At 47.5% G+C, this 22,062-nt stretch carries 23 protein-coding genes; all 23 read right to left on the bottom strand.

The window, feature by feature from the left end; translation table 11 throughout:
* Window positions 1–11 precede the first annotated feature (11 nt).
* Window positions 12–1,796 (bottom strand): ATP-binding protein, encoded by a 1,785-nt coding sequence (locus tag E8L90_RS10700; RefSeq protein ID WP_137029374.1) that lies wholly within the window; start codon window positions 1,794–1,796, stop codon window positions 12–14.
* Window position 1,797: 1 nt separating this feature from the next.
* Window positions 1,798–2,514, bottom strand: a complete 717-nt coding sequence (locus E8L90_RS10705; RefSeq protein ID WP_012686105.1) for a response regulator transcription factor — start codon at window positions 2,512–2,514, stop codon at window positions 1,798–1,800.
* Between the two features lie 88 nt (window positions 2,515–2,602).
* Entirely contained in the window at window positions 2,603–3,832 is a 1,230-nt protein-coding gene (gene ccsB / locus E8L90_RS10710) for a c-type cytochrome biogenesis protein CcsB (protein ID WP_137029375.1), read from the bottom strand.
* Between the two features lie 24 nt (window positions 3,833–3,856).
* Window positions 3,857–5,491 (bottom strand): cytochrome c biogenesis protein ResB, encoded by a 1,635-nt coding sequence (gene resB, locus E8L90_RS10715; RefSeq protein WP_137029376.1) that lies wholly within the window; start codon window positions 5,489–5,491, stop codon window positions 3,857–3,859.
* A 13-nt stretch (window positions 5,492–5,504) separates the two neighbouring features.
* Entirely contained in the window at window positions 5,505–6,029 is a 525-nt protein-coding gene (gene resA / locus E8L90_RS10720; RefSeq protein ID WP_137029377.1) for a thiol-disulfide oxidoreductase ResA, read from the bottom strand.
* A gap of 108 nt (window positions 6,030–6,137) precedes the next feature.
* Window positions 6,138–6,887, bottom strand: coding sequence for a pseudouridine synthase (locus tag E8L90_RS10725; RefSeq protein WP_137029378.1), 750 nt, complete (start codon window positions 6,885–6,887; stop codon window positions 6,138–6,140).
* A 115-nt stretch (window positions 6,888–7,002) separates the two neighbouring features.
* On the bottom strand, window positions 7,003–7,536 hold the full coding sequence (locus E8L90_RS10730; RefSeq protein ID WP_007724050.1) for a spore maturation protein: 534 nt from the start codon (window positions 7,534–7,536) through the stop codon (window positions 7,003–7,005).
* 11 nt (window positions 7,537–7,547) lie between these two features.
* On the bottom strand, window positions 7,548–8,138 hold the full coding sequence (locus E8L90_RS10735) for a nucleoside recognition domain-containing protein (RefSeq protein ID WP_137029379.1): 591 nt from the start codon (window positions 8,136–8,138) through the stop codon (window positions 7,548–7,550).
* Window positions 8,131–9,300 carry a D-alanyl-D-alanine carboxypeptidase family protein gene (locus E8L90_RS10740; protein WP_137029380.1) on the bottom strand — a complete coding sequence of 390 codons (1,170 nt, stop codon included), beginning with the start codon at window positions 9,298–9,300 and terminating at the stop codon, window positions 8,131–8,133. Before E8L90_RS10740 ends, E8L90_RS10735 begins: the two co-directional genes overlap by 8 nt.
* A 144-nt stretch (window positions 9,301–9,444) precedes the next feature.
* On the bottom strand, window positions 9,445–10,029 hold the full coding sequence (scpB, locus tag E8L90_RS10745; RefSeq protein ID WP_016739982.1) for an SMC-Scp complex subunit ScpB: 585 nt from the start codon (window positions 10,027–10,029) through the stop codon (window positions 9,445–9,447).
* The gene (locus E8L90_RS10750) at window positions 10,019–10,783 is read right to left on the bottom strand and encodes a segregation/condensation protein A (protein ID WP_137029381.1); all 765 of its coding nucleotides are present in this window, start codon (window positions 10,781–10,783) and stop codon (window positions 10,019–10,021) included. Before E8L90_RS10750 ends, scpB begins: the two co-directional genes overlap by 11 nt.
* A 19-nt stretch (window positions 10,784–10,802) precedes the next feature.
* Window positions 10,803–11,471, bottom strand: a complete 669-nt coding sequence (locus E8L90_RS10755; RefSeq protein ID WP_137029382.1) for a site-2 protease family protein — start codon at window positions 11,469–11,471, stop codon at window positions 10,803–10,805.
* Window positions 11,472–11,650: 179 nt separating this feature from the next.
* Window positions 11,651–12,082, bottom strand: a complete 432-nt coding sequence (locus E8L90_RS10760) for a peptidylprolyl isomerase (protein ID WP_137029383.1) — start codon at window positions 12,080–12,082, stop codon at window positions 11,651–11,653.
* 67 nt (window positions 12,083–12,149) lie between these two features.
* Window positions 12,150–14,423, bottom strand: a complete 2,274-nt coding sequence (locus tag E8L90_RS10765) for a GGDEF domain-containing protein (RefSeq protein ID WP_137029384.1) — start codon at window positions 14,421–14,423, stop codon at window positions 12,150–12,152.
* 124 nt (window positions 14,424–14,547) lie between these two features.
* The gene (gene lysA / locus E8L90_RS10770; RefSeq protein ID WP_137029385.1) at window positions 14,548–15,870 is read right to left on the bottom strand and encodes a diaminopimelate decarboxylase; all 1,323 of its coding nucleotides are present in this window, start codon (window positions 15,868–15,870) and stop codon (window positions 14,548–14,550) included.
* Window positions 15,871–16,054: 184 nt separating this feature from the next.
* A complete protein-coding gene (locus E8L90_RS10775; protein ID WP_137029386.1) occupies window positions 16,055–17,524 on the bottom strand; it encodes a spore germination protein in 1,470 nt (489 codons plus the stop codon).
* Complete coding sequence (gene spoVAEA / locus E8L90_RS10780) at window positions 17,478–18,092, bottom strand: stage V sporulation protein SpoVABEA (protein ID WP_137029387.1); 615 nt, start codon at window positions 18,090–18,092, stop codon at window positions 17,478–17,480. The genes E8L90_RS10775 and spoVAEA overlap by 47 nt, the downstream gene beginning before the upstream one ends.
* A 29-nt stretch (window positions 18,093–18,121) precedes the next feature.
* Window positions 18,122–18,472, bottom strand: a complete 351-nt coding sequence (gene spoVAE / locus E8L90_RS10785) for a stage V sporulation protein AE (protein WP_137029388.1) — start codon at window positions 18,470–18,472, stop codon at window positions 18,122–18,124.
* On the bottom strand, window positions 18,472–19,497 hold the full coding sequence (gene spoVAD / locus E8L90_RS10790; protein WP_137029389.1) for a stage V sporulation protein AD: 1,026 nt from the start codon (window positions 19,495–19,497) through the stop codon (window positions 18,472–18,474). Before spoVAD ends, spoVAE begins: the two co-directional genes overlap by 1 nt.
* Window positions 19,498–19,510: 13 nt before the next feature.
* Window positions 19,511–19,996, bottom strand: coding sequence for a stage V sporulation protein AC (spoVAC, locus tag E8L90_RS10795; protein ID WP_137029390.1), 486 nt, complete (start codon window positions 19,994–19,996; stop codon window positions 19,511–19,513).
* 81 nt (window positions 19,997–20,077) lie between these two features.
* On the bottom strand, window positions 20,078–20,497 hold the full coding sequence (locus E8L90_RS10800; protein WP_137029391.1) for a stage V sporulation protein AB: 420 nt from the start codon (window positions 20,495–20,497) through the stop codon (window positions 20,078–20,080).
* The gene (locus E8L90_RS10805; RefSeq protein ID WP_137029392.1) at window positions 20,494–21,108 is read right to left on the bottom strand and encodes a stage V sporulation protein AA; all 615 of its coding nucleotides are present in this window, start codon (window positions 21,106–21,108) and stop codon (window positions 20,494–20,496) included. The genes E8L90_RS10800 and E8L90_RS10805 overlap by 4 nt, the downstream gene beginning before the upstream one ends.
* Window positions 21,109–21,301: 193 nt before the next feature.
* Window positions 21,302–22,057 carry an RNA polymerase sporulation sigma factor SigF gene (gene sigF, locus E8L90_RS10810; protein ID WP_137029393.1) on the bottom strand — a complete coding sequence of 252 codons (756 nt, stop codon included), beginning with the start codon at window positions 22,055–22,057 and terminating at the stop codon, window positions 21,302–21,304.
* Between the last annotated feature and the right edge of the window lie 5 nt (window positions 22,058–22,062).

Below are 22,062 nucleotides of genomic sequence, written 5' to 3' on the forward strand. Positions count from 1 at the left end.
TCTGTACACTCCTATTTGTTTTTATGCAGCATCAAGGCGATTGTAAAAGTCGTTCCCTCACCCAGTTTACTTTGCACACTGATGGTGCCCCCGTGTGCCTCGATAAGGTTTTTCGCGATGGCTAGTCCAAGACCAGTTCCGCCTAGTCGCCCACGTGTGCGAGCCTTGTCAGCTTTATAGAATCGCTCAAAAACAAACGGCAAATCTTCTTGGGGAATGCCACTGCCTGTATCGCTTACCTCAACCAGCAACGTTTTATCTCCGCGAGCCCGAATGGTGACACTGCCCCCACTTGGCGTATGTCGCAGCGCATTATCGATCAAGTTCGTTAGCACTTGCTCCATGCGATCAGGATCCATGAGCACATGGGTATGCGTCGTTGATACCTCCAGGCAGAGTTGGATTTCGCGCTCTCTCGCCAAATTCGTAAATTTACGTTGAATGCGCTCCAAATACGGACGCAGTTCCATCGTCTCCTGGAACAATTCAACATGCCCCGCTTCCATCCGTGCCAAGCTGAGTAATTCATTCACCAGCTTGGTCATACGCGCTGACTCGTCATAAATAATCTGCGCCAATTCTTTATGCTCTTCCGGTGTAGCCACAATATCGTCCACAATCGCTTCACTGTACCCTTGCAACATGGATAGAGGTGTTCGCAGCTCATGGGATACGTTAGCCACGAAATCATTACGCATCTTATCCAACTTACGCTCCTGCGTGATGTCTCGAAGAACTGCAACAGCTCCACGGATTTGATCCCGATCGTTCAAAGGTACCATGACAACGGACCATATCCGCCCTTGAACAGGGATATCCTCTGTCACTTCCTGTCCGGTTCGCAAAACCTCCTGATAGAATGGGAACAGCGGCACAGGCTCATCCGAATGCTCAAAATCCCAATCTCGCAAAAATCGTTCCGCTGGCGGATTCGTTACGGCCAGCTTACCGTTCGCATCTATCATCACAACACCATCTACCATGCTTCTAAGAACGCTCGCCAGCTGCTCCTTCTCTTTGGACAGTGCATCGACTAACTGATTAAGCTTGCTTGCCATCGTGTTAAACGAAGCCGCCAGTTCACCAGTCTCGTCTTGGGTCCTGATCGGGATTTCAGCATGAAAGTCCCCTTCCGCAATGCGATGCGCCGTTTCTTTCATCTGACGTAATGGAATCGCAATACGCGATGAGAGGAAGAAGGCGAATACAGTGGTAGAGACAAATCCAATGACGCCAACCACAAAAATTAAAAATCTGACTTCACTAACCGTATCATCAAAATCTTCAATCGCCTGATACATGACCACTGCGCCTGTTTTCCCTGCTGCCATTTCTAAAGGAACAGCGACCGCAAGAAGTTCATGCTTGTTACTTGTACGGTCAGCAGATTTATTCACATCAATATATATCGTTTTGGTTGCAGGATGCTTGCCTGCCAGCGCATCAGGCAAATGCAATGCAGGATTTTGGAGCAATAGCTCAACTGGAATACGAGGGAGCCCAGCCCCCTCGCTCATACCGACTTGTTTGCCCTTTTCATCAAGAATGACCATGCCCGTATGATGGACCAAGCCAAACCTGGAAGCCATCTCCATAGCGGCTGTCATATCTGGACTCTGCGCCAATCCAACTGCGATACCGTCTGCCAGATCGTGCAAATTCTTGGACTGCCGATTGCTATAAAAGCTGTCAAAGGATTGAACGAGCAACAAACTGAAGATCGTCAAGACGAGAGCAAATAAAGCAATAATCGTCATCCATAGCTTTCCGACTACACTACGAAAAATAACGTCCACTTTACTTAGGCACCTCTAGCTTGTATCCGACGCCCCAAACCGTGGCGATCATATTGGCAGCTTGCGGAGAAACACGGTTCAATTTTTCGCGAAGACGTTTGATATGTGTGTCCACCGTACGCAAATCGCCAAAGAACTCGTAGTGCCACACATCTTTCAACAGTTCTTCACGCGTAAACACTTTATCCGGCGACAATGCCAGGTAGTGCAATAGCTCATACTCCTTTGGAGTCAGGCTTACCTCTTGGCCGCTTGCGATCACTTTGTGTGCATCGTGGTCAATGGTCAATTCCGGGAAAACAAGGACAGAATGACTATTGAATGTCTCTGTCTTCAAATAAGCTGTCGCGGAAGAACGACGAAGAATCGCTTTTACCCGGTACATGACCTCACGTGGGCTGAACGGCTTCACGACATAATCGTCTACCCCTGCCTCAAACCCGTGAACACGGTTTGTTTCTTCCCCTTTTGCCGTCAGCATAATAATAGGGGTTGCCTTGAATTCACGAACACGCTGGCATACCTCGATCCCGTCCATTCCTGGCAGCATCAAGTCGAGCAAAATGATATCATAGTCACTTCCCACAGCCATTTCGACTGCTTGCTCTCCATTATCTGCCTCATCAATCAGGAAGTTTTCTCTTTCCAAGTACATTTTCAGAAGTCGGCGAATGCGCTCTTCATCATCCACTACGAGAATACGTGCCATTTTTTCCATCTGGAACACCTCTTGCTCTCATAATATCGTAAAACCGTTAGAAGATAGTCCAAAAAGCTGGTGGTAAAACCAGCTTTTCGAGGAAATTCTACACCCCAGCGTAAGAGTGCAAACCAGCAATGACCAAGTTGACCACGACCAGTGTAATCAAGATAATGACAAACCCGATAACGGACATCCATGCTGATTTTGCTCCGATCCATCCTCTGGATAGACGCAAGTGCAAGTATGCACTGTAGAAGAGCCAGACAACTAATGCCCATACTTCCTTCGGGTCCCATCCCCAGAATCGTCCCCATGCCTCTTCTGCCCAAATCATTGCAAAGATAAGGGCCCCGAGAGTAAACACCGGATATCCGATACTGATTGCTCGATAACTGATCTCGTCTAGAAGCTCAGGATCGACGCTCTCAACCGAAGGCTTGATAGCAGCCCCTAATCGTTTTCGGAAAATCAAACGCAATCCGCCATACAGAAATACCCCAGTAAGGACTGACCACAGCATCGTGTTCAATTTGCGTGCGGCGTCTTTTCCTTCCATCCAGGTAGGTGCCTCAAAGAGTGGTGACATTGGCCCTTCCTTGATGATGGTTGAATCAACAGGTGCAACAATTGCAGGCAGGATGTACTCGACTTTTGGTTTTACCATCTGTCCAGCTGCACTCATTTCTTCTTTCTTCATCTCAAATACCGTCTTTTGATCCATACGAGCAAACGTAGAATCCATCAAAATGAATCCAACGAGCATCAGGACCACAGCCAGCACGGTTTCCAGCCATTTCGTACTTTTCGTCGATATATGTTGCGGAACGGTACGGATCAAATACATGAGACCCGCTGCAAAACCAACTGCTAAAATCCCTTCACCCAGTGCAGCGGTTGTCACGTGAATGTGCAGCCAGTAGCTCTGCAAAGACGGAATCAATGGGGTGATTTGCTTTGGAAACACGTACGAATACGCGAGCATGATCACCCCAAGCGGAAGAACGAATGCCCCAATCGAGGTCAGCTTGTAGATCCGGTAAATAATTAAGTATGCCAGGATAATACAGTAATCCAAGAATGCCATGAACTCAAACATGTTACTCGTCGGACTATGACCGCCGGCAATCCAGCGAGCAGCCACATACCCTGTTTGCGCCACAAAACCGATAACGGCTAACCCATACGCAATCCGTCCATAGCGCCCTTCATGTTGCTTGGGATCACGCCCTGCCCAGTTTTTACCCGTCACGGCTATAGCAAAGACGATAGACGAGATCACGTAGAGCAGGAACGCGATATCCAATAACCAGTCACTCAGTTGAATGAGCTGCACGTTGTTAGTCCCCCCTTTGAAGCTTTAGGCTTTGGCCTTCGTTTTATCTTCTATCGTGACAGGGAGCTCCGCTTGTTTAACCAGTCCGTCAACTTCCCTGCGAAGACCGAACCAGTTTTTATTCGTATGGGCCGCTACCAAGATACTTCCCTCTTGCGTCTGTACCCAAACCCGTCGATGTTGCCAGAACATACCGATTGCAACGCCCGCAAGGAAGATGAAGGAACCGAAATAAATCAGTGGCAATGCTTTGTCCACCCGTACATTCAGCCCTGCAATATCGATTAAATCAGGCATTTTGATGTCGAGTCCGTATTGCGGATCATTTTTCTGTGTAAGAAAGGTACCTTCTAGATAAACCAATTTTTCGTTGTACTTGCCATTCTCTCCAATGAGTTCCAAAGCCACCATCGGATTTTTTGGCAAATTGGTTTTCGTCGCAGGCTTCCCGTCTTTTCCCATTATAAAATCGGGGAAGTAATCCAAAATCCGTACCGTGAACCCATCTGCAATGGTTTGCTCGGACTGTGGATTGTACAGATCAATTTTGATAAGGCCGATCTCTTTTTTATTGTTTTTCAAATCGACTACTGTAAAATTGAGCGCTCCAAGCTGCATTTCTTGCACGCCACTCTGATAAATATAGAGGCTGCCCTGCTCCATCGGATGATTCACGACGATTGGCCCCTTCTGCACTTCTACCAAATCCGGCTTTTTCCCTGGAACGTCAGCGTTTTTATTTTCATACAAAATGGCCTCTGTTTGGTAGCTCTTCACTATGGCTCCGCCCTTAAGCTCCAGTGCCTCTGGCATTTCTTCTTTCGACCAATACTCTGTCGTGTAATTCTCGTTTTTTATGTAGTAAGGGGTATTCGGAATCGCCATTGTTTGTCCCTCACGCACCCAGACGTACTCGTCCAAGTAAAAACCAGGCAGGCTTCGCATCAGGGTACCAACCAAAAACAAGATCAATCCAATGTGATTAATGTAAGGACCCCAACGGCTAAAACGGCCTTTTTCAGCCATAATCGCTCGGTCCGTGCGGAAAATGCGATATCCTTTTTCTTTCAATGCCAGAGCGGAAGCGTCCAGTATCGCAGTCTGATTGGCTTCTGGGGCAAGCTCCCCCTCTGCAAACAGCTTTTGCCCTTTCAAAAAGGACTTGTGCTGGTTCAATCTCGGTTTCTTTAACGCTTTATACAGCGGTACTACACGGTCCAGACTACAGATAACCAAAGAAGTACCGAGCATAACCAGAAGCGTCACAAACCACCAGGAAGAGTACATATTGTGAAATCCAAGGCCGTAAAAAATCGTTCCTATCGTTCCATATGTTTCTGTATAAAAGCGGGCAACATCTGCTTCTGTCGGTACAGGTACCGGTATGTACATTTGCTGCGGAAAGATGGTTCCGACTGCGGAGGCCACCAAAATGACAATAATGATACCGATTGCAATTTTGACCGAAGAAAAAAAGTTCCAGACTAGATCGATTACCTTCGTGTTATTCGTTTGAGAACGTCTTGCCATTCCTTCATAACGCATGTCAGGAAACAATGTCTGCTCGTGAACTTCCACATTCAAAGGCTTCCCGCAAGACTCACAGAGCAGCGTTCCAACCGGGTTGGTATGACCGCATTCGCATTTTCGCTGATCCATCATTGCTCCTCACTTACGGCAAGATTTTTGTTACTTTTGACTCAATCATCGCTTCATTTAACTGCCCGATAAAAATCTCCTGCACTTCTCCATCTGGGTCTATGAAAAAGGTCGTCGGAATCGGACCGATTCGATACAGCTTTGTAATTTGCGATTGGCGATCGAGCAAAATAGGGAAGTCAATCCCGAACTGCTTCACGAATGGTTCTACGGCAACTGGCGATTCTCCGATATTGACGCCGACTACAACCAGTCCCTTGTCTTTAAACTTCGTGTATTGCTGTTGCAAGGCGGGCATTTCTTTCTTACAGGGTTCACACCACGTGCCCCAGAAATTGAGGATAACGCCCTTTCCTTTCAAACTTTCCAGAGCCAGCTCTGGTCCATTCAATTGTTCCAAACTGAAATTCGGAGCATCGCTTCCTGCTTTCACAGCACCGGGGTCCTTCACAAAGCTGGAATAGAGTGCAAAGACCAGCGCTACAAGCAAAACACCCAATACCGCGATCCTGACATATGTACGATTGCTTTTGTTCATGACGCCTTACTCCCATCTACTGCTAATAAATTGCATCCTTTTCCCATTCTATTATAGCGTTCCTAGTTTTTCCTCCAGCGCACAACTTATGAACAGATTTTGAACGAATCAATCTTTCGACCGCGGACTCCGTTTCTTTTGAACCAACCCCCGTTTCAAGCTCTCCACTTCCTCATGAGTGAGCTTGCGAAATTCGCCCGGCTTTAGTCCATCTAATGTGAGAAACCCTAAACGGATTCGCTCCAATGTCAACACCGGATGACCGATCGCCTCACACATTCTGCGCACTTGGCGGTTTCGTCCTTCATGTATGGTCAGTTCTACCAATGCCCTCTGGCTGCTAGGCTCTGTCTTCAACAATTTGGACTGACCCGAAGAAGTCATGCCGTCTTCCAAACGAATGCCGGTTGCTAGCTTGCGTACTTTTTCCTGACTAGGGATTCCCTTGACCCATGCCCGATACACTTTATCGATTTCATAGCTTGGATGTGCCAGCCTGTTGGCGAGCTCCCCGTCGTTCGTCAAGAGCAGCAAGCCGGAAGTATCGTAATCCAAGCGACCTACTGGATATACCCGTTCGTTAATTCCCTTCAACAGATCGATCACTACCCGTCTGCCGCGCGGGTCTGTGACGCTCGTAATGACACCAGTAGGCTTGTACAGCAAGAGATAGACATGTTGCTCCAGCTTAACCTGCTGTCCATTCACCACAATTTTGTCCTTGCGTGGATCGACTTTTATTCCCTGCTCTCGTACGACTTGGCCATTTACCTGCACCTTACCTTGCGCAATCAATTCTTCACAATGGCGACGAGAGGCGACTCCAGCATGCGCCAATACTTTCTGTAAACGTTCCATCGTTGGTTCACCTCTACAACATCATACCCATTCTTACTAGTGTGGACAAGAAAAAGGGAAAAACTTCCCCATATCCATGAGGAAGTTTCCAAAGCCTACTCTATTTGAGCTCTTTTTAAGCGAAAATGTAGGAGACAATGAGCAGCGAGAATATGACACCTGCCAGGTCCGACCACAAGCCTACTTTTAACGCATAAGCAGAATTGCGAATGCCAACTGCGCCAAAATAAACGGTTAGGACATACAGTGTCGTATCTGTACTCCCTTGCATAGTAGCTGCCAGTCTGCCCAAAAAAGAATCGGGACCGTACTGCGCGATCAGATCTGTTGCAATCGCAAGCGAGCCTGTTCCTGTCAATGGACGAAGCAACGCCAACGGGACCAGTTCCTCTGGAAAATGCAGCAGGTCAAGAAGCGGTTTGAGTGCGCGAAGCAGTAGATCCAATGCTCCTGACTCCCGAAACATACTCACCGCGACCATCATAGCGATCAGGTGCGGGAGTATGCGAATCGTAGTGGTTAAGCCACCTTTTGCTCCATCTACGAACGTCTCGTAGACGGGGACTTGTTTCCGCCACCCATACAACAAGACAAAGGCAATCGTAACGGGAATGGCCCAAAGAGAGAGCAGGGATACCCATTGGTACATAAGGACTCCCCCTATCTGTGTCTTCGTATATGCCGATAACGATACATGCGATCAATCAACAGGGCGACAATGGTGGCAGCAAAGGAAGATAACAGCGTAGTACCTACGATTTCTACGGGATTCACGGAGCCATACTGCATGCGGATTGCGATCATTGTCGTAGGAATAATCGTAATGCTCGCCGTATTGATCGCCAGCAGCGTACACATGGCAGGCGAAGCGTTTTGCTTGTCTGGATTTAGCTTTTGGAGCTCCTCCATGGCTTTCAGCCCCATTGGGGTTGCTGCATTGCCAAGCCCGAGTAGGTTTGCACTCATATTTGAGAGGATGTATCCCATAGCAGGATGCCCTTTTGGTACATCGGGAAAAAGGACTTGGATGATCGGTGACAATACCCGCGCCAATAGCTCAAGGAGTCCTGACTTTTCTGCAATCCGCATCATTCCCATCCAAAAGGCGAGAACACTGAGAAGTCCGAGACAAACCGTTACCCCTGTCTTGGCTCCCTCAAACGCTGCTGCATTGATCGCTTCCATCCTCCCTGTCATGGCTGCAACGACAATGCTAATGATAATCAACCCGAGCCAGATGACATTAAGCACTCCACAGCCCCCCTGACACTATCTCCCAAAACTGCTGCCACATTGAGCGTGAAGCTTGCGGAGCTGCTAAAGTTGGCGCATCCACACTCACTAAAAGCGGAACCTGCCCAATCCTCTTCTCCTTTAAATAGAGCTGAAGAAACCCTGCCAGTTGACCATTCATCTTCGCTGTAACCGTCGATTCTCCCATAACGACTCGCTTGTGAATCCCCTCTGCCTCTGCTGATTGCAGTGGATATTGAAAAGTGTTTGTTGTGACAAGATGAGTTCCTGCTTCAAGTGTGACTGGCGTGTCAGGCTTTACCTCCTGCCCTTTCTTGACCAGTTCTTGTAGCGGATAATTCGCATAGCCCCAGTCCATCAGCTTGGCGGAGTCGTTCCAGTCATCAGAAGCATTTAGAGTAATTGTCGCCAACTGCCTTCCATTCCGTGTGGCAGAGGAAGCTAGGCAACGCTTCGCGAGTTTGGTGTATCCCGTTTTCACACCATCAGCACCGTTGTATAGGTGAAGCATCTTGTTTTTGTTGAGTAGACGCCGGTCCCACTGTTCGCCTTCCCATGAAATATCCTTGACTTTCGTTGAGACGATTTGACGAAACGCCGGATTATGTAGGGCGTAGGCGGACAGCTTTGCCATATCTTCCGCGGTGGAGTAATGCTGGTTACTGTCATCTAATCCATGCGGATTGGTGAAATTCGTATGCTCCATTCCAATCATCGCAGCTTTTTCATTCATCAAGTAAGTGAATCCAGGCACTGATCCTCCGATGTGCGTGGCGATGGTGACGGCTGCGTCATTGCCAGATCGCAGCATCAAACCGTACAGCAGTTCTTCGAGCGTGAGCTTTTCTCCATTTTTCAAGTAGATCGATGAGCCTTCTACGCCTACTGCTTGTGGGGGTACTGTTACCTGTGCATCCAGTTTGCCCATCTCGATCGCTACGATGGCTGTCATCGTTTTGGTCAGGCTCGCAATTCTCATTTTTTTCGTACCGTTTTTGGAATAAAGAATCCGTCCACTCTCTACATCGATGAGCGCTGCACCTTCAGCTGACAAGCTAGGTGGAGCTACAGCAGCTTTTACCATCGCTACTGGCGAAAGAGCCATCTGTATAAAAAGAAAAACGACGAGTACGCCGGACAGATATTTTCGTATGTTCATAAACGTCCTCCCCATTTGAAAACTTGGGCTCAACCTCGCCTATAAAGCAAGAGAAAAGCCGTCGTTATACCACGATACACAGGTTTGTACCATAGTATATGGGGACGAGTCGTATGATAGTACGAAAAACTGTCCGGGCTGTAACTAGTCGTTTGTCGCTTCTTCTGCTTTTCCAAATAGCGCTGATGCTTCAAGACGCGCTTCTTCAATATCAAGATTGACAGGCGGTTCTGGCAAATCCCCCAGTTCCCGTAGACCAAAATGCTCCAAAAATTCTTTGGTGGTCGCGTACAAAATGGGGCGTCCGATCCCCTCTGCTCTCCCCGCTTCTCGGATGAGTTGTTTGGATAGGAGGGTATTCAGTGCTTTTTCGCATTTAACGCCACGGATTTCTTCAATTTCCGAGCGGGTCAAGGGCTGCTTGTACGCAACAATGGCGAGAGTCTCCAATGCTGCTTGGGATAACGTTGACTGACCTGGCGATGTTGCTAGCCGTTCAAAATAGGGCACATGCTCGGGCAGAGTGGTCAGCTGATACGCTTTTGCCACTTCCACGATTTGAATACCGCGTCCTGCCCGGCGGAAGTCAGCTTTCATGTCTTCGATCAAGTCGATGACCTCTTCCTCCGATACCTCAGTGATTTCACTGATTTCTTTGGCATCGATTCCTTCATCACCCGAGATGAACAGCAAGCCCTCGATTACGCCTTTCAGCTTGTCATAGTCCATCGGTATGGGCTCCTTCCGTTCCGTTTTCACATATGATGATGTCTTGGAACAATTGATTTTGTACACACGTAATATGCTTAGCCTTCATGAGCTCAAGCAAGGCGAGAAAGGTAGTTACAATCTCTGTGCGCGTCGCACCTTGGGAAAACAACTCAGAAAAACGAACCATCCCACCCCCGCGTACCGCTTGGCGTATCTCCGTCATCCGATCCTTGATGGAGATTTCGTCACGCGACACCTTGGTCATCGGTTCTTTTTCTTTCGTTTTCTTCACCAGCTTTTCCAGCGCGTTGATCAAATCGTAAAGGGACACATTCGTTACGGTATGATCCTCTTCACGCGCATAAGGAGACAAATTCTCTGCGGGACGCGTAAACACTTGATTACGACCGATCTCCATTTCTCGCAAGTTCTCGGCAAGCATCTTGTAGCGCTTGTACTCCAACAGACGCGCAACCAGCTCTTCACGCGGGTCTATCTCGTCTACATCCATATCGAGGAACTGTTGAAAGACATGCTCCTCCTTTTTGGGTAACAGCATCTTGCTTTTAATAGAGAGGAGCGTAGCCGCCATGACTACGAACTCACTGGCCACATCCAGTTGGAGCTCTTGCATCTTGTCAATCGTCGCGAGGTATTGCTCCGTAATTTCCGCTATCGGTATGTCATAGATGTCCACCTCAGCCTTGTCGATCAGATGGAGCAACAGATCGAGTGGTCCCTCAAAGGAATCAAGTTTGATGCTGTAAGCCAAAAGACGTCCCTCGTTTCCGTTAGATGAACACGTTCAAGATATTATTCGCAATCTGTTCTACCCATGAAAGAGCAATCCGATGGGGAATTCCGAAGATCATTGAGCTGACCCCCGGGATAAAAATCAGTAATAGGAGAATCCAAGGTCCATAGACTTCATAATGATAGAACTTTCCATCCCAACTGCGAGGAGATAAGAATCTCAGTATCTTGTATCCGTCCAATGGTGGAATCGGCAAAAGGTTGAAAATGAAAAGAGCTGTATTGATTAAAACAGAAAATACTAATGTCGATTCAATTGCATACGCTACTTTTTCATGCATTCCCACCAGTACACCGGAACTATCCACAAGGAAATACACAACACAAAACAATACTGCGAGTATCAGGTTGATTAATGGACCCGCAAATGAAACATACACGATACCTAAACGCTTGTTCCCGCGAAAATGAAGAGGATTGATCGGCACCGGCTTCGCCCACCCAAATGGACCAAACAAAATGAGAATCAAACCAAACGGATCGATATGCGGGATTGGATTTAATGTTAAGCGACCCTCCGATTTCGCCGTATTGTCACCCAGCTTCCAAGCGACAAAGGCATGCGCCCATTCATGCAAAGTGAAAGCGATAACGAACGCAATTAAGCGAAACGGTACTGTTTTCCAATCAAAGTGAAAAAGATCCATTGCTTCCTCCAATCATGCGCGTTCAAAAAGTCATCTTTTTGAACAACCCCATATAAAAATCGTCTATCTTCTAGCATACCAGCAGATAGATAGGCTTACAACCCCATTGCAGCTTGACCCAGCATACATCCTAACGAAAAACACCGACAAGGTTTCCCTCATCGGTGTTCATGAAACTTTTATTCGCCTACTTTTACTGTACCCATTTTATCGCCTTGTTTGATTGCATCAACATGTTCCAGACCGGAAGTGACACGACCAAATACTGTATGTACGCCATCGAGGTGAGGGAAAGAATCGTAGCAGATGAAAAATTGGCTTCCGCCTGTGTCTTTACCAGCGTGTGCCATGGACAGGTAACCGCGCAGATGCTTGTGTGGGTTTCCTTTTGTTTCACATTTGATGGTGTAGCCAGGACCGCCTGTACCTGTTCCGTAAGGGCATCCGCCTTGTGCTACGAAGCCAGGGATAACGCGGTGGAAGGACAGACCGTTGTAGAAGCCTTCGTTCGCCAATTTTTCAAAGTTTGCTACTGTACCCGGAGCTTCCTGATCGAACAGCTCCAACTCGATTGGGTTACCATTTTCCATGGTGATGAGCGCCTTTTTCATATGTTGACCTCCATACCTTGTAAAGTTAACGTACCCATTCTACCATGGAGATCGATTGACGTCCAATTTATCCCTCGATGCGGATCTGCTCGTCGCCAGGCAACTCACAGTCGATAATAAAAACAGTACCCGCCTTCGCCTTTGCCACCATTTTCACGTACGCTGCCTTCTCTGCAACTTGTTCCGCACTGGAGTACTTCCCTGCGTAAAGGACGACACCTGCCATCGACATCGCGAGCTCCTGACCGTCCCCCATTCTGCGCTTTTCATAAATATCCGAAAAGTACGGCGTAAAAGCATCCATGATAAACAAAATAACATCATTCGCACACTGCGCCGTTGTAATCAGGATAAAATCATCTCCGCCAATATGACCGACGAAATCAGACCCGCTACCGTACCATTTCGAGGCTTCCCGTAACAAGTTCGCGGTTCGAACAATAATCTGGTCACCCACTTCAAACCCGTAGCGGTCGTTAAACCATTTGAAACGGTCGAGATCACAGTAGATGACCACCTGATGATCATTCCGTTTCAGCCGTTGGTTCAACTCCCTTTCAATCTGCACGTTCCCCGGCAATCCTGTCAGCGGATTGGCAGAGCTCGCCATCTCGAGTTTGATGGAAGCCATTTTGTCCAATAGCTTCTGCACGGTAACGATACCGATGTACTCCCCATCCTCATCAATAATAATAACCACATCATACAAATGATAAGCATCTCTGGCCATCGCCCGCTTCGCTACCTCATCCAATTTGTCGTCTTTGGTAGCTTTGAGCGGGTTGGTATTCATGATTTGAGAAACAGGCCTTTCATAATACAGCGCGATTCCGTATTGACCACCGAGAATTTGATACAGAGAAAACCGCATGACAAGTCCAACCGGTATGCCTTTCTCCAGCACAACCACGCTTTCAATTCGCTGATTTTGTTCGAAAATATCATGGATGTGTCTTACTTTCACGTGCTTTTCAACACTGATTGTCTTCGCCAAGATTTCCGTCATGGCCGGAGTGAGCAGCATTGGTTCTGCTTCTTGCTCTATCCGCTTTTCCATCGTAAACCGCAAAAAGTTCATAGCCGTTCCACATAGCTGCGCCATCCCTTTGTCCGGCTTGCCTAAATAGTAACCCTGTCCGTAAATGACACCGACGTCCATGAGCGTTTCCAGCTCACGCTCTGTTTCGATCCCTTCTGCTATGATTTTGCAGTTCACTTTGTCAGCAAAGGATACAAATGTCTCCAACAACGCCTGCTTGATCGGATCGACATCGATATTGCGGATCAATGACATATCGAGCTTAATAAAGTCTGGATAGATTTCTGTAATCGATTCCAAGCTGGAATACCCTGCACCCGCATCGTCAACGGCAATCATATAGCCCTGCTTGCGGTACTCCTCGATGATTTTTCGAAAGACAGCGTAATTCGTGATCGCGTGGCGCTCTGTAATTTCAAAAACAATGTTTTGTGGCGTCAGCTCATACTCTGCCAAAAGCATCTGCACTTTGCCACGCAACAAAAACGGATCGTCAATCGCCCGTGGGTCCAAATTGATGAATAGTTTTTCATGCGGCTTCAGGTAGCGTATATGCTCCAATGCCCGCTTGCGGCATATATGCTCCAAACGAAACACAGTATCCGTCTCTTGTGCATAATGGAACAAGGAAGCGGGAGTTTCAAAGAGACTGTTGACCGGTCCTCGTGCCAGTGCCTCCCATCCCAAAGCTTCGCCATTTGGCAAATGAATGATCGGCATGAAGTGCATCTGAACGTTTTCTTCTGCAAGCAGCTTGTGAAATTGTCTGATGTTCGTATATTTTTCGGAGGTAATCCCATATTTGGCCATATGAGCAGCATGTTTGACAGAGGTATACATCTCTTTCACGATATCTTCTCCGATGATTTCCGCATACCCGATATGGACACGAAGCTCCTCACGATTGACGAAGCTCACTTGCCGATTTAACTGTCGTTCAGCCAACTCCTGAAAATGAATCGAGAGCATTTGACAGTCTTCCTCACTCATCATTTTCGAAAAGGAAGTGTAGATCGCAAAATCATCGCCCCACAGCTTTTGAATCGCGATGATTCTCCCTTTGATTTCAAATGCTTGACGAGCTACAGCTGGCAAAATGCTTTCGAATATATGAAGAACTCTCTTGGCACTCGTATCACCATAGCGATGCTCTACCTCTGTCAGCTTTACAATATCTATATAAAACATGACGACTTTCTTCTCTCTCTCCACTTCTTGCCGAATCATCGCCTTCATCCATTGGCGTTTGTCCAATGAAATGTAGGGTATTCGTCGAAACCGCTTCATAAGAGTCGACAACATGATGAATCGCTCCCCCTCACCCTTTCATTATGCAGAGAAAACATTAAGCAATTATGAATGGGAGATGAAGGAAATAAAAAACCTTCCCAAACAATCAGGAAGGCTTGTGCATTTTTTATGAAGTTTAGCGCATTAGCTGTGCGCGTTTTGGCATAACATCATGACCGACTACTTCTGCGTACGTTTCACGTCGTACAACCACTTCTGCTTCTCCGTCCTTTACAAATACAACTGCCGGACGTGCGATCCGATTGTAGTTGTTCGCCATCGAATAACCATATGCTCCTGTACTTGGGACTGCGAGAATATCGCCCGCTTGCGCTTCTGGCAGCTTCACATCCCAGATGAGCATATCACCAGACTCACAGCACTTCCCTGCAATGGATACAACTTCAGTGGCAGGTGCTTTCATTTTGTTCGCAATCGCTGCTTCGTATTCTGCATCGTACAAAGCTGGTCGCAGATTGTCTGTCATCCCACCATCGACCGCAATATATTTCCGGACATTTGGGATGTTCTTATGTGACCCAATTCGGTACAAGGTTGTCCCTGCATCGCCTATAATACTGCGACCTGGCTCGATCCAAATCTCAGGTAGAGGAATCGCAAGCGCCGTGAGTTCTTGGCGAACGATATCTGTAATAGCTTTGATATACGTTTCCGCTGGCTGCGGTGTATCGCCTTCTACATACCGAATACCGAAGCCGCCTCCTACATTCAGTACTTCTGGGAGGAATCCAAGCTTTTCTTTTGCTTCGCCCAACAGCTCTGTCAACCGTTTGACAGCGACGAGGAAGCCTTCTGTTTCAAATATTTGTGAACCAATATGGCTATGAACTCCCAATAAATGGAGATGATTGCTTTCATGAGAGAATTGAATCGCCTCAAGAGCCTGGCCGTTTTGCACATCAAAGCCAAACTTGGAATCAATTTGCCCTGTAGAAATGTATTCATGGGTATGAGCTTCTACACCCGGCGTGACACGCAAGAGAATGGCGACTTTTTCGTTTCGCTCTTCGGCCAATTGTGCCAGGATATGCAGCTCATAAAAGTTGTCCACAACGAAACAGCCAATTTTGGCATCAAGCGCCATGATTAACTCTTCTGGAGATTTATTGTTGCCATGAAAATGGATGCGCTCTACAGGGAATCCAGCTTGCAGGGCCGTATACAATTCGCCGCCAGATACTACATCGAGTGACAAGCCTTCCTCTTCAACCAACTTGCACATCGCCATCGTGCAAAAAGCTTTGCTCGCGTAAGCAACCTGGAAGGAAAAACCCGTATTGTGAAAGGCATTGACAAATTCCCGGCATTTGGTGCGAATTTGTTGTTCGTCATACACATATAAAGGTGTTCCGTAAGTAGCAGCTAGCTGTGTCGTATCACAGCCTCCGATTTCCAAGTTTCCTTGTTCATTCACTCGACTTGTCCCGTGTAAGTACATGTTCCGTTTCCTCCCCAATGCATTCGCACCGATGATGTATATAGACAACCTTTTATAGAGAAAGGCAACCAACGAGGAGCGTCAGTTGCCATACAGAAACTTTTGTTCGTAAGGCTTCCCTACAATTTACTACAAGGTTGTGCGTTTGACAATGGGTGATGCCCTCCGTTTTCAGAATATTATTTTATTGCCGAGAGGAATTTTGTGAGCGAACGATACTCGGCCTATTGTTTTTGCTTGGCACAGCCAGCCGTACCACAATATCTTTCATCCCTTTGTAGTTGAATGGAATGAAAGGCCATAAGTAAGGTGTATTGAGCGAACGGGTGGAAGCCAAGAAAATCAGGATGACCGTAAGTCCGATCATCAGTCCAGGTGTGGAGAAAAAGCCCACCATCAGTATCAAAAACAAGCGAATAAGTCGATTTGCCAAGCTCATCTCATAGCTAGGAGTCGAGTACATCCCGATTGCCGCGACTGCCAAATACAAAATAACCTCGGGTGCAAGAAGTCCTACCTTGATCGCCACGTCCCCGACCAGAATCGCGGCCAATAAACCTACGGCAATCGAGAGCGGCGCAGGCGTATGAATGGCGGCCATCCGCATCAAGTCCAGACCGAGCTCAGCGATCACGAATTGTGCCAAAATAGGAATGCTGCCCATCTTTTTGATCCCTAAGAAATGAAGCGGCTCCGGTATCATGGAAGGGTGCATGACCAATAGCAGCCAGATCGGTAAAATAAAAACCGATGCAAAGATTCCCAGAAAACGAACCCAGCGCAGATAAGCACCGATTACCGGCGTTTGTCGATACTCCTCCGCATGCTGTACATGATGAAAATATGTGGCGGGTGTGATCATGACACTCGGCGAAGTATCCACATAAATCAGGACGTGACCTTCTAATAGATGTACAGCAGCCACATCGGGTCGTTCTGTATATCGTACTAACGGGAAAGGGTTCAACGTTTTTCCGATGATAAATTCTTCGACGGTTTTTTCTGCCATCGGTATACCGTCAATCTGGATGTTTTGTAGCCGCTCCTTCAACGTATGGACCAACTCTTCATTCGCTACATCGTGCAAGTAGGCAACCGCAACATCTGTTTTGGTACGCTCCCCAATCTGCATGATTTCAAATCGGAGCCGCTCATCACGTATTCTTCGGCGGGTAAGAGACGTATTAGTTACGAGTACTTCTGTAAAACCGTCATGCGCGCCGCGGACGATTCGCTCTGTATCTGGCTCCTGTGGTGTGCGATTCGGCAGGATTTTGGCATCGATGATAATGGCATGGGAAGATCGGTCAATGATCAGTCCTACTTGACCGACAAGCAATTTATCCATAAACTCGTCGGTCGTTTCCACCTTGCTCAGTTGGTAGAAAGGGATAAATTTGTGAAACAAATGGTCGAAAGCGTTGTCAGCCATATCCCTCTCACGTACATCGTTCAGCTCACGCATGATCTGCGAGATCAATAGGCTTTCCGCGAAGCCGTTTATGTAATACAACAACATACGTGTATGACCCACATAAAAATCATGGACCCCAATATCAAAACTCTTGCCGACACCAAGTCTGTCGTTCAAATACTTCTGATTCTCTTCAAGATAAGTTGAAATGGGATGACGTTTTTCCGTGACCTGTGCCATGAGCGCCGCTCCTTTCCATTATCCATTGCACCGCTCTCGTTGTGATGGGACAACCGTTTTGCAAACTATCCCTCCCTTCCATTTTGCCTATATCTCCAATGCCGATGACATTGGGTACATGCAGGTAATTCAAAATGTCTACAGTATCTCCATAAATATGATGCTGCAGTTGCTCGTCTGCGTACCCGTCCTTGTCCACCGCTTCGTTCACAATTTGTCCTTGGTTGTTTACGGAATAGGCGACCTTCGCACCCTTGACCCAGTGTGTATTCGAGGCTACTGCAATCGCACCGATTACTTCGATATCAGGATGCTTCACCACGTATTCGAGTGCTCGCTCCCCTCTACCCTTGCCGTAATCTCCGTTGTCATCGAACATGACGATGACAGGATCATAAGGTGTCATTTTAATCAGTTCGACCATCTGATTCCCTCGCAGTGGAGTCGGATTCCCCGCAGACAGCGATATGCATCGACCACCAAATTGCTTGGCGACATTCTCGATAACTTTTTGGGCAATATGATCTCCGTCTGTCACCAATATGACTTTCCGGCGTGCTGTGTCCATGCTGGGTCACCGCCTTTTGCTGCCTGGACTTACCCTTTGGGTTTAAAAATGAGAGAGGCAAAAAATCCGAATGCGATCGCAGCCGATATACCCGCACTCGTAACCTCGAAAATCCCCGTTGCCACACCGATCAACCCATGTTGTTCGGCCTCACCGATGGCTCCATGGTACAAAGAATGCCCGAAGCTCGTAATCGGTACTGTCGCACCTGCGCCCGCGAAATCGATAAATTTGTCATACACGCCGATAAAATCGAGAAAGACTCCTGCCACGACCAGCGTACTCATGACATGAGCAGGTGTTAGCTTGCCAACATCCAGAAGGAGCTGACCTACTACACAGACCAATCCCCCTACGACAAAAGCAATTAGGTACTCCATCATTTTCCTCCTTCAAGTGCAACCGCATGGGCAATGCACGGTATCGAATTACCCTGCTGATAGCTCACTGGGCTTAAGAGTGCTCCCGTGGCACAGACCAACACGTTTTTCAGTAACCCACGGTTGAGCTGATCCAAAATGTAGCTATACGTGACCACGGCACTGCTTGCGCAACCGCTCCCACCTGAAAATACATCCTGATCAGGGGAATAAATCATCAACCCACAATCATTGTAGACTCGATCCATGTCGTATCCTTCCGTCAACATGAGCTCTTTTAGAATCGGGTACCCGACAGCTGCCAAGTCGCCAGTCACGATCAAATCATAGGATTGTGGGGAGCGCCCTGTATCTTGAAAATGCGTCTGGATCGTCGATGCAGCTGCTGGAGCCATAGCCGTCCCCATGTCAAACGGGTCTTTAATCCCCATGTCTACTACTTTTCCCATCGTCGCATATGTAATGCGCGGGCCAGTTCCCCCGATTCCAACTAATCCCGCACCGGCTCCTGTCACCGTCCACTGGGCACTTGGGGGCTTTTGCCCACCGTATTCCGTGGGATATCGATACTGCCTCTCCGCTGTGGCATTGTGGCTACTGCAAGCAGCGATCGCCTTGTTTGCATAGCCTGCGTTTACCAGGGCCGCCGCATTTGCCAGTGTGAGCATCGAGGTTGAGCACGCTCCGTACATGCCGAGCAGTGGCATCGCCAGCTTTTCTGCTGTAAAGTTGGTCGTGATATTCTGATTCAACAGGTCGCCAGCGAGAATGAGATCCACATCCTTGCCTGTGATGCCCGCCTTTTGCAACAAGGTATTGACTGCATCCTCCATCATCTGGCGTTCGGCGTCTTCCCACGTCTGTTGGCCTGCATACATATCCTCGTGGACTTTATCAAACAAGTGCGCCAGTGGTCCTTCGCCTTCTTTTGGTCCCACAGCAACTGCCGAGCTTTGCAGACGAACATTTTGATCGAAGTGCCAGGTTTGCCGATTGATTCGTTTCACTGGTTGATTGTTTGACACCGACAGCCCTCCCTTAGAAAAGCATGTTGATCAGGCTCTTTATGATTCCCGCAATAAAAGCAGCAACAACCCCAAATACAATGACCGAACCAGCGAGCTTAAACATATTTCCTCCAACGCCGAGCACCACCCCTTCGCTCCGATGTTCGATGGCAGCAGAAGCAATCGAGTTGGCAAAACCTGTAACAGGCACGGCTGATCCTGCTCCGGCATACTGTCCGATATTGTCATACACACCTAACCCTGTCAGCAAAACGGATAGAAAGATGAGCGTCGCAACGGTCGGATTGCTCGCTGTTTTCTCCGTAAATCCGAAGAAGGTAATATACATATTTTGAATGGCTTGACCCAACAAGCATATGGTCCCTCCTACCCAGAAAGCACGAAACGAGTTGAGCAGAACGTTTCGTTTGGGCTGGAACTTCGAAGCCTGCTGTTGATACAGTTGTTTGGTCATCTGCATCGATCCGGGGTTTTTGGATTTTATTTTGGTTGCCATGCCCTTTCACTCCCTTTGTAAGCTTTCTTCCTATATCCTTCCTTTTTCTAAAGATGCCTATGAATAGTGGTATTTACCATTTCACAGATGGAGCAGCCATTGCAGTAAGGAACCCGTCACTTTTCCCAAAACGACTGCCATCAACAGAAAGAGAAGACTACCATCCATGTGGACACGCTTCGCTAATATCGGGAAGACATTCAATACCTCAGTTAGTCCTGCGGCGAGTGTCCCCACAAATATCCCTGCAAATATCCCGTAAATGGAAGATACGATAATGGGTAAATGAGCACCCCAGTGAAAGAAATCAATAAACGTAAAAAAAAGCGCTCCTGCCACCAAGGCCCATTCCAGCGAGCGGATATATCGATGAGCATTCGTTAATTGTGTCAACCTTGGAATGATGTCCAGAACGGTAATAAACGCGACCAGCCCGCTCCCTACTGCAAGTCCTCCACCCAGCCCGATCAAAATAAGCAACAAGTACTTGATGACGCTCATTTCTTCGTCCGTTGGTTTTCCTTGTTTTCATTTTGTATGTAGTATTGATCCAGGCTTTGCTGATACATAAACAATTCCACTTCGAGCGGACTAGGTTCTTCGTTGATTTTTTTCTGGAAGATATGATTGAAAAACAGAACCATCCCCAAACCAATTCCAATGGAGTAAGGAATTTGCATCCATAAGGGCTGATGGCTTTTTTCACCGGTAATCAAATAGTAGATTCGTTCGTGAACCTGCATCATGCTGACATCGGTATGGAAATTCATGATCGCCAATCCTGAGCCAATGAACAGGAGAAGCCACACCATCGCTACCAAAATCGGGTTCGATTTCTTTCGTGGATTAAGCACCTCCACAATAATTTGGGGAGCACCCTGAACGTCCAGTTCCACGTCGGGATAGACTGAACGCAGCCTTTTAATCACCTGCATAATATCGATAATGATCAAATTGCCATCCGTTGGCTTTGTCTGGTAAATGGGCATCCGCTTTAACGCTTCCTCGCGCTCTCCATCCCAGTAAAGCTGGCAAATGTCTCCAAGCGTAATCATGGCTTGTGGCTGTACGGCCAATCGCTTTCTCAGGCGCAGAAACAACGCGTCTTTCATGATACCTTCCCCTTCCATCACAACCCTGATTATTCGCTAGTATGTGCCGAGTCACAAAACCCATGCAAATAAACGGAAAGGATTGCTTATTTGCTGATCGCACGCGGTCACATTCTGTTTAATGAAAAACATCGAGTCGTTTTTCACAAAACAAAACACCCCAGCCACGTAGTGACCAGAGTGTTTAGATCTGTTAGTGTTCAATTTGGTCTTTGATCGTTTGCAAAATGCGCTTCTCGAGGCGCGATACCTGTACTTGCGAGATTCCCAGCCTCTCCGCTACTTCCGACTGCGTCTGATCCTTGTAGTAGCGAAGGTAGACAATGAGTTGTTCCCGCTCGCTCAATCGACTGATCGCATCCTTGAGTGCAATTTTTTCAAACCATTTGTTAACCCCTTCATCTGCAATCTGATCGATCAACGTAATGGGGTCCCCATCATTTTCAAAAACCGTTTCATGGATGGAAGAAGGTGCCCGATTTGCTTCTTGCGCAAACACGACTTCTTCTGGCGTAATCCCCACCGCGTCCGCAACCTCAGCAATCGTGGGTGCGCGACCGAATTGCTTGTACAGCTCATCCTTTGTTCGTCGTACCTTATTGGCTGTTTCTTTGAGTGATCGACTTACCTTGACTGTACCGTCATCACGTAAGAAGCGTTGAATTTCCCCAATAATCATCGGCACAGCATAAGTTGAGAATCGAACATCATAGGAGAGATCAAACTTGTCTACGGCTTTCAAAAGGCCAATACAACCGATCTGAAACAAATCATCCGCTTCATATCCACGGTTGATAAAGCGCTGGACGACGGACCAGACCAGTCGAATATTGCTGTTGACGAGAAGCTCTCGTGCCTCAGTGTCGCCAGATTGGCTTTTGGCGATTAGCTCTTTCACTTGGTCATTGGTCAGAAATGGTTGACTCGCGTTTTTGATATCGGCACCCATCGGCA

Source organism: Brevibacillus antibioticus (assembly GCF_005217615.1).
GTDB lineage: Bacteria > Bacillota > Bacilli > Brevibacillales > Brevibacillaceae > Brevibacillus > Brevibacillus antibioticus.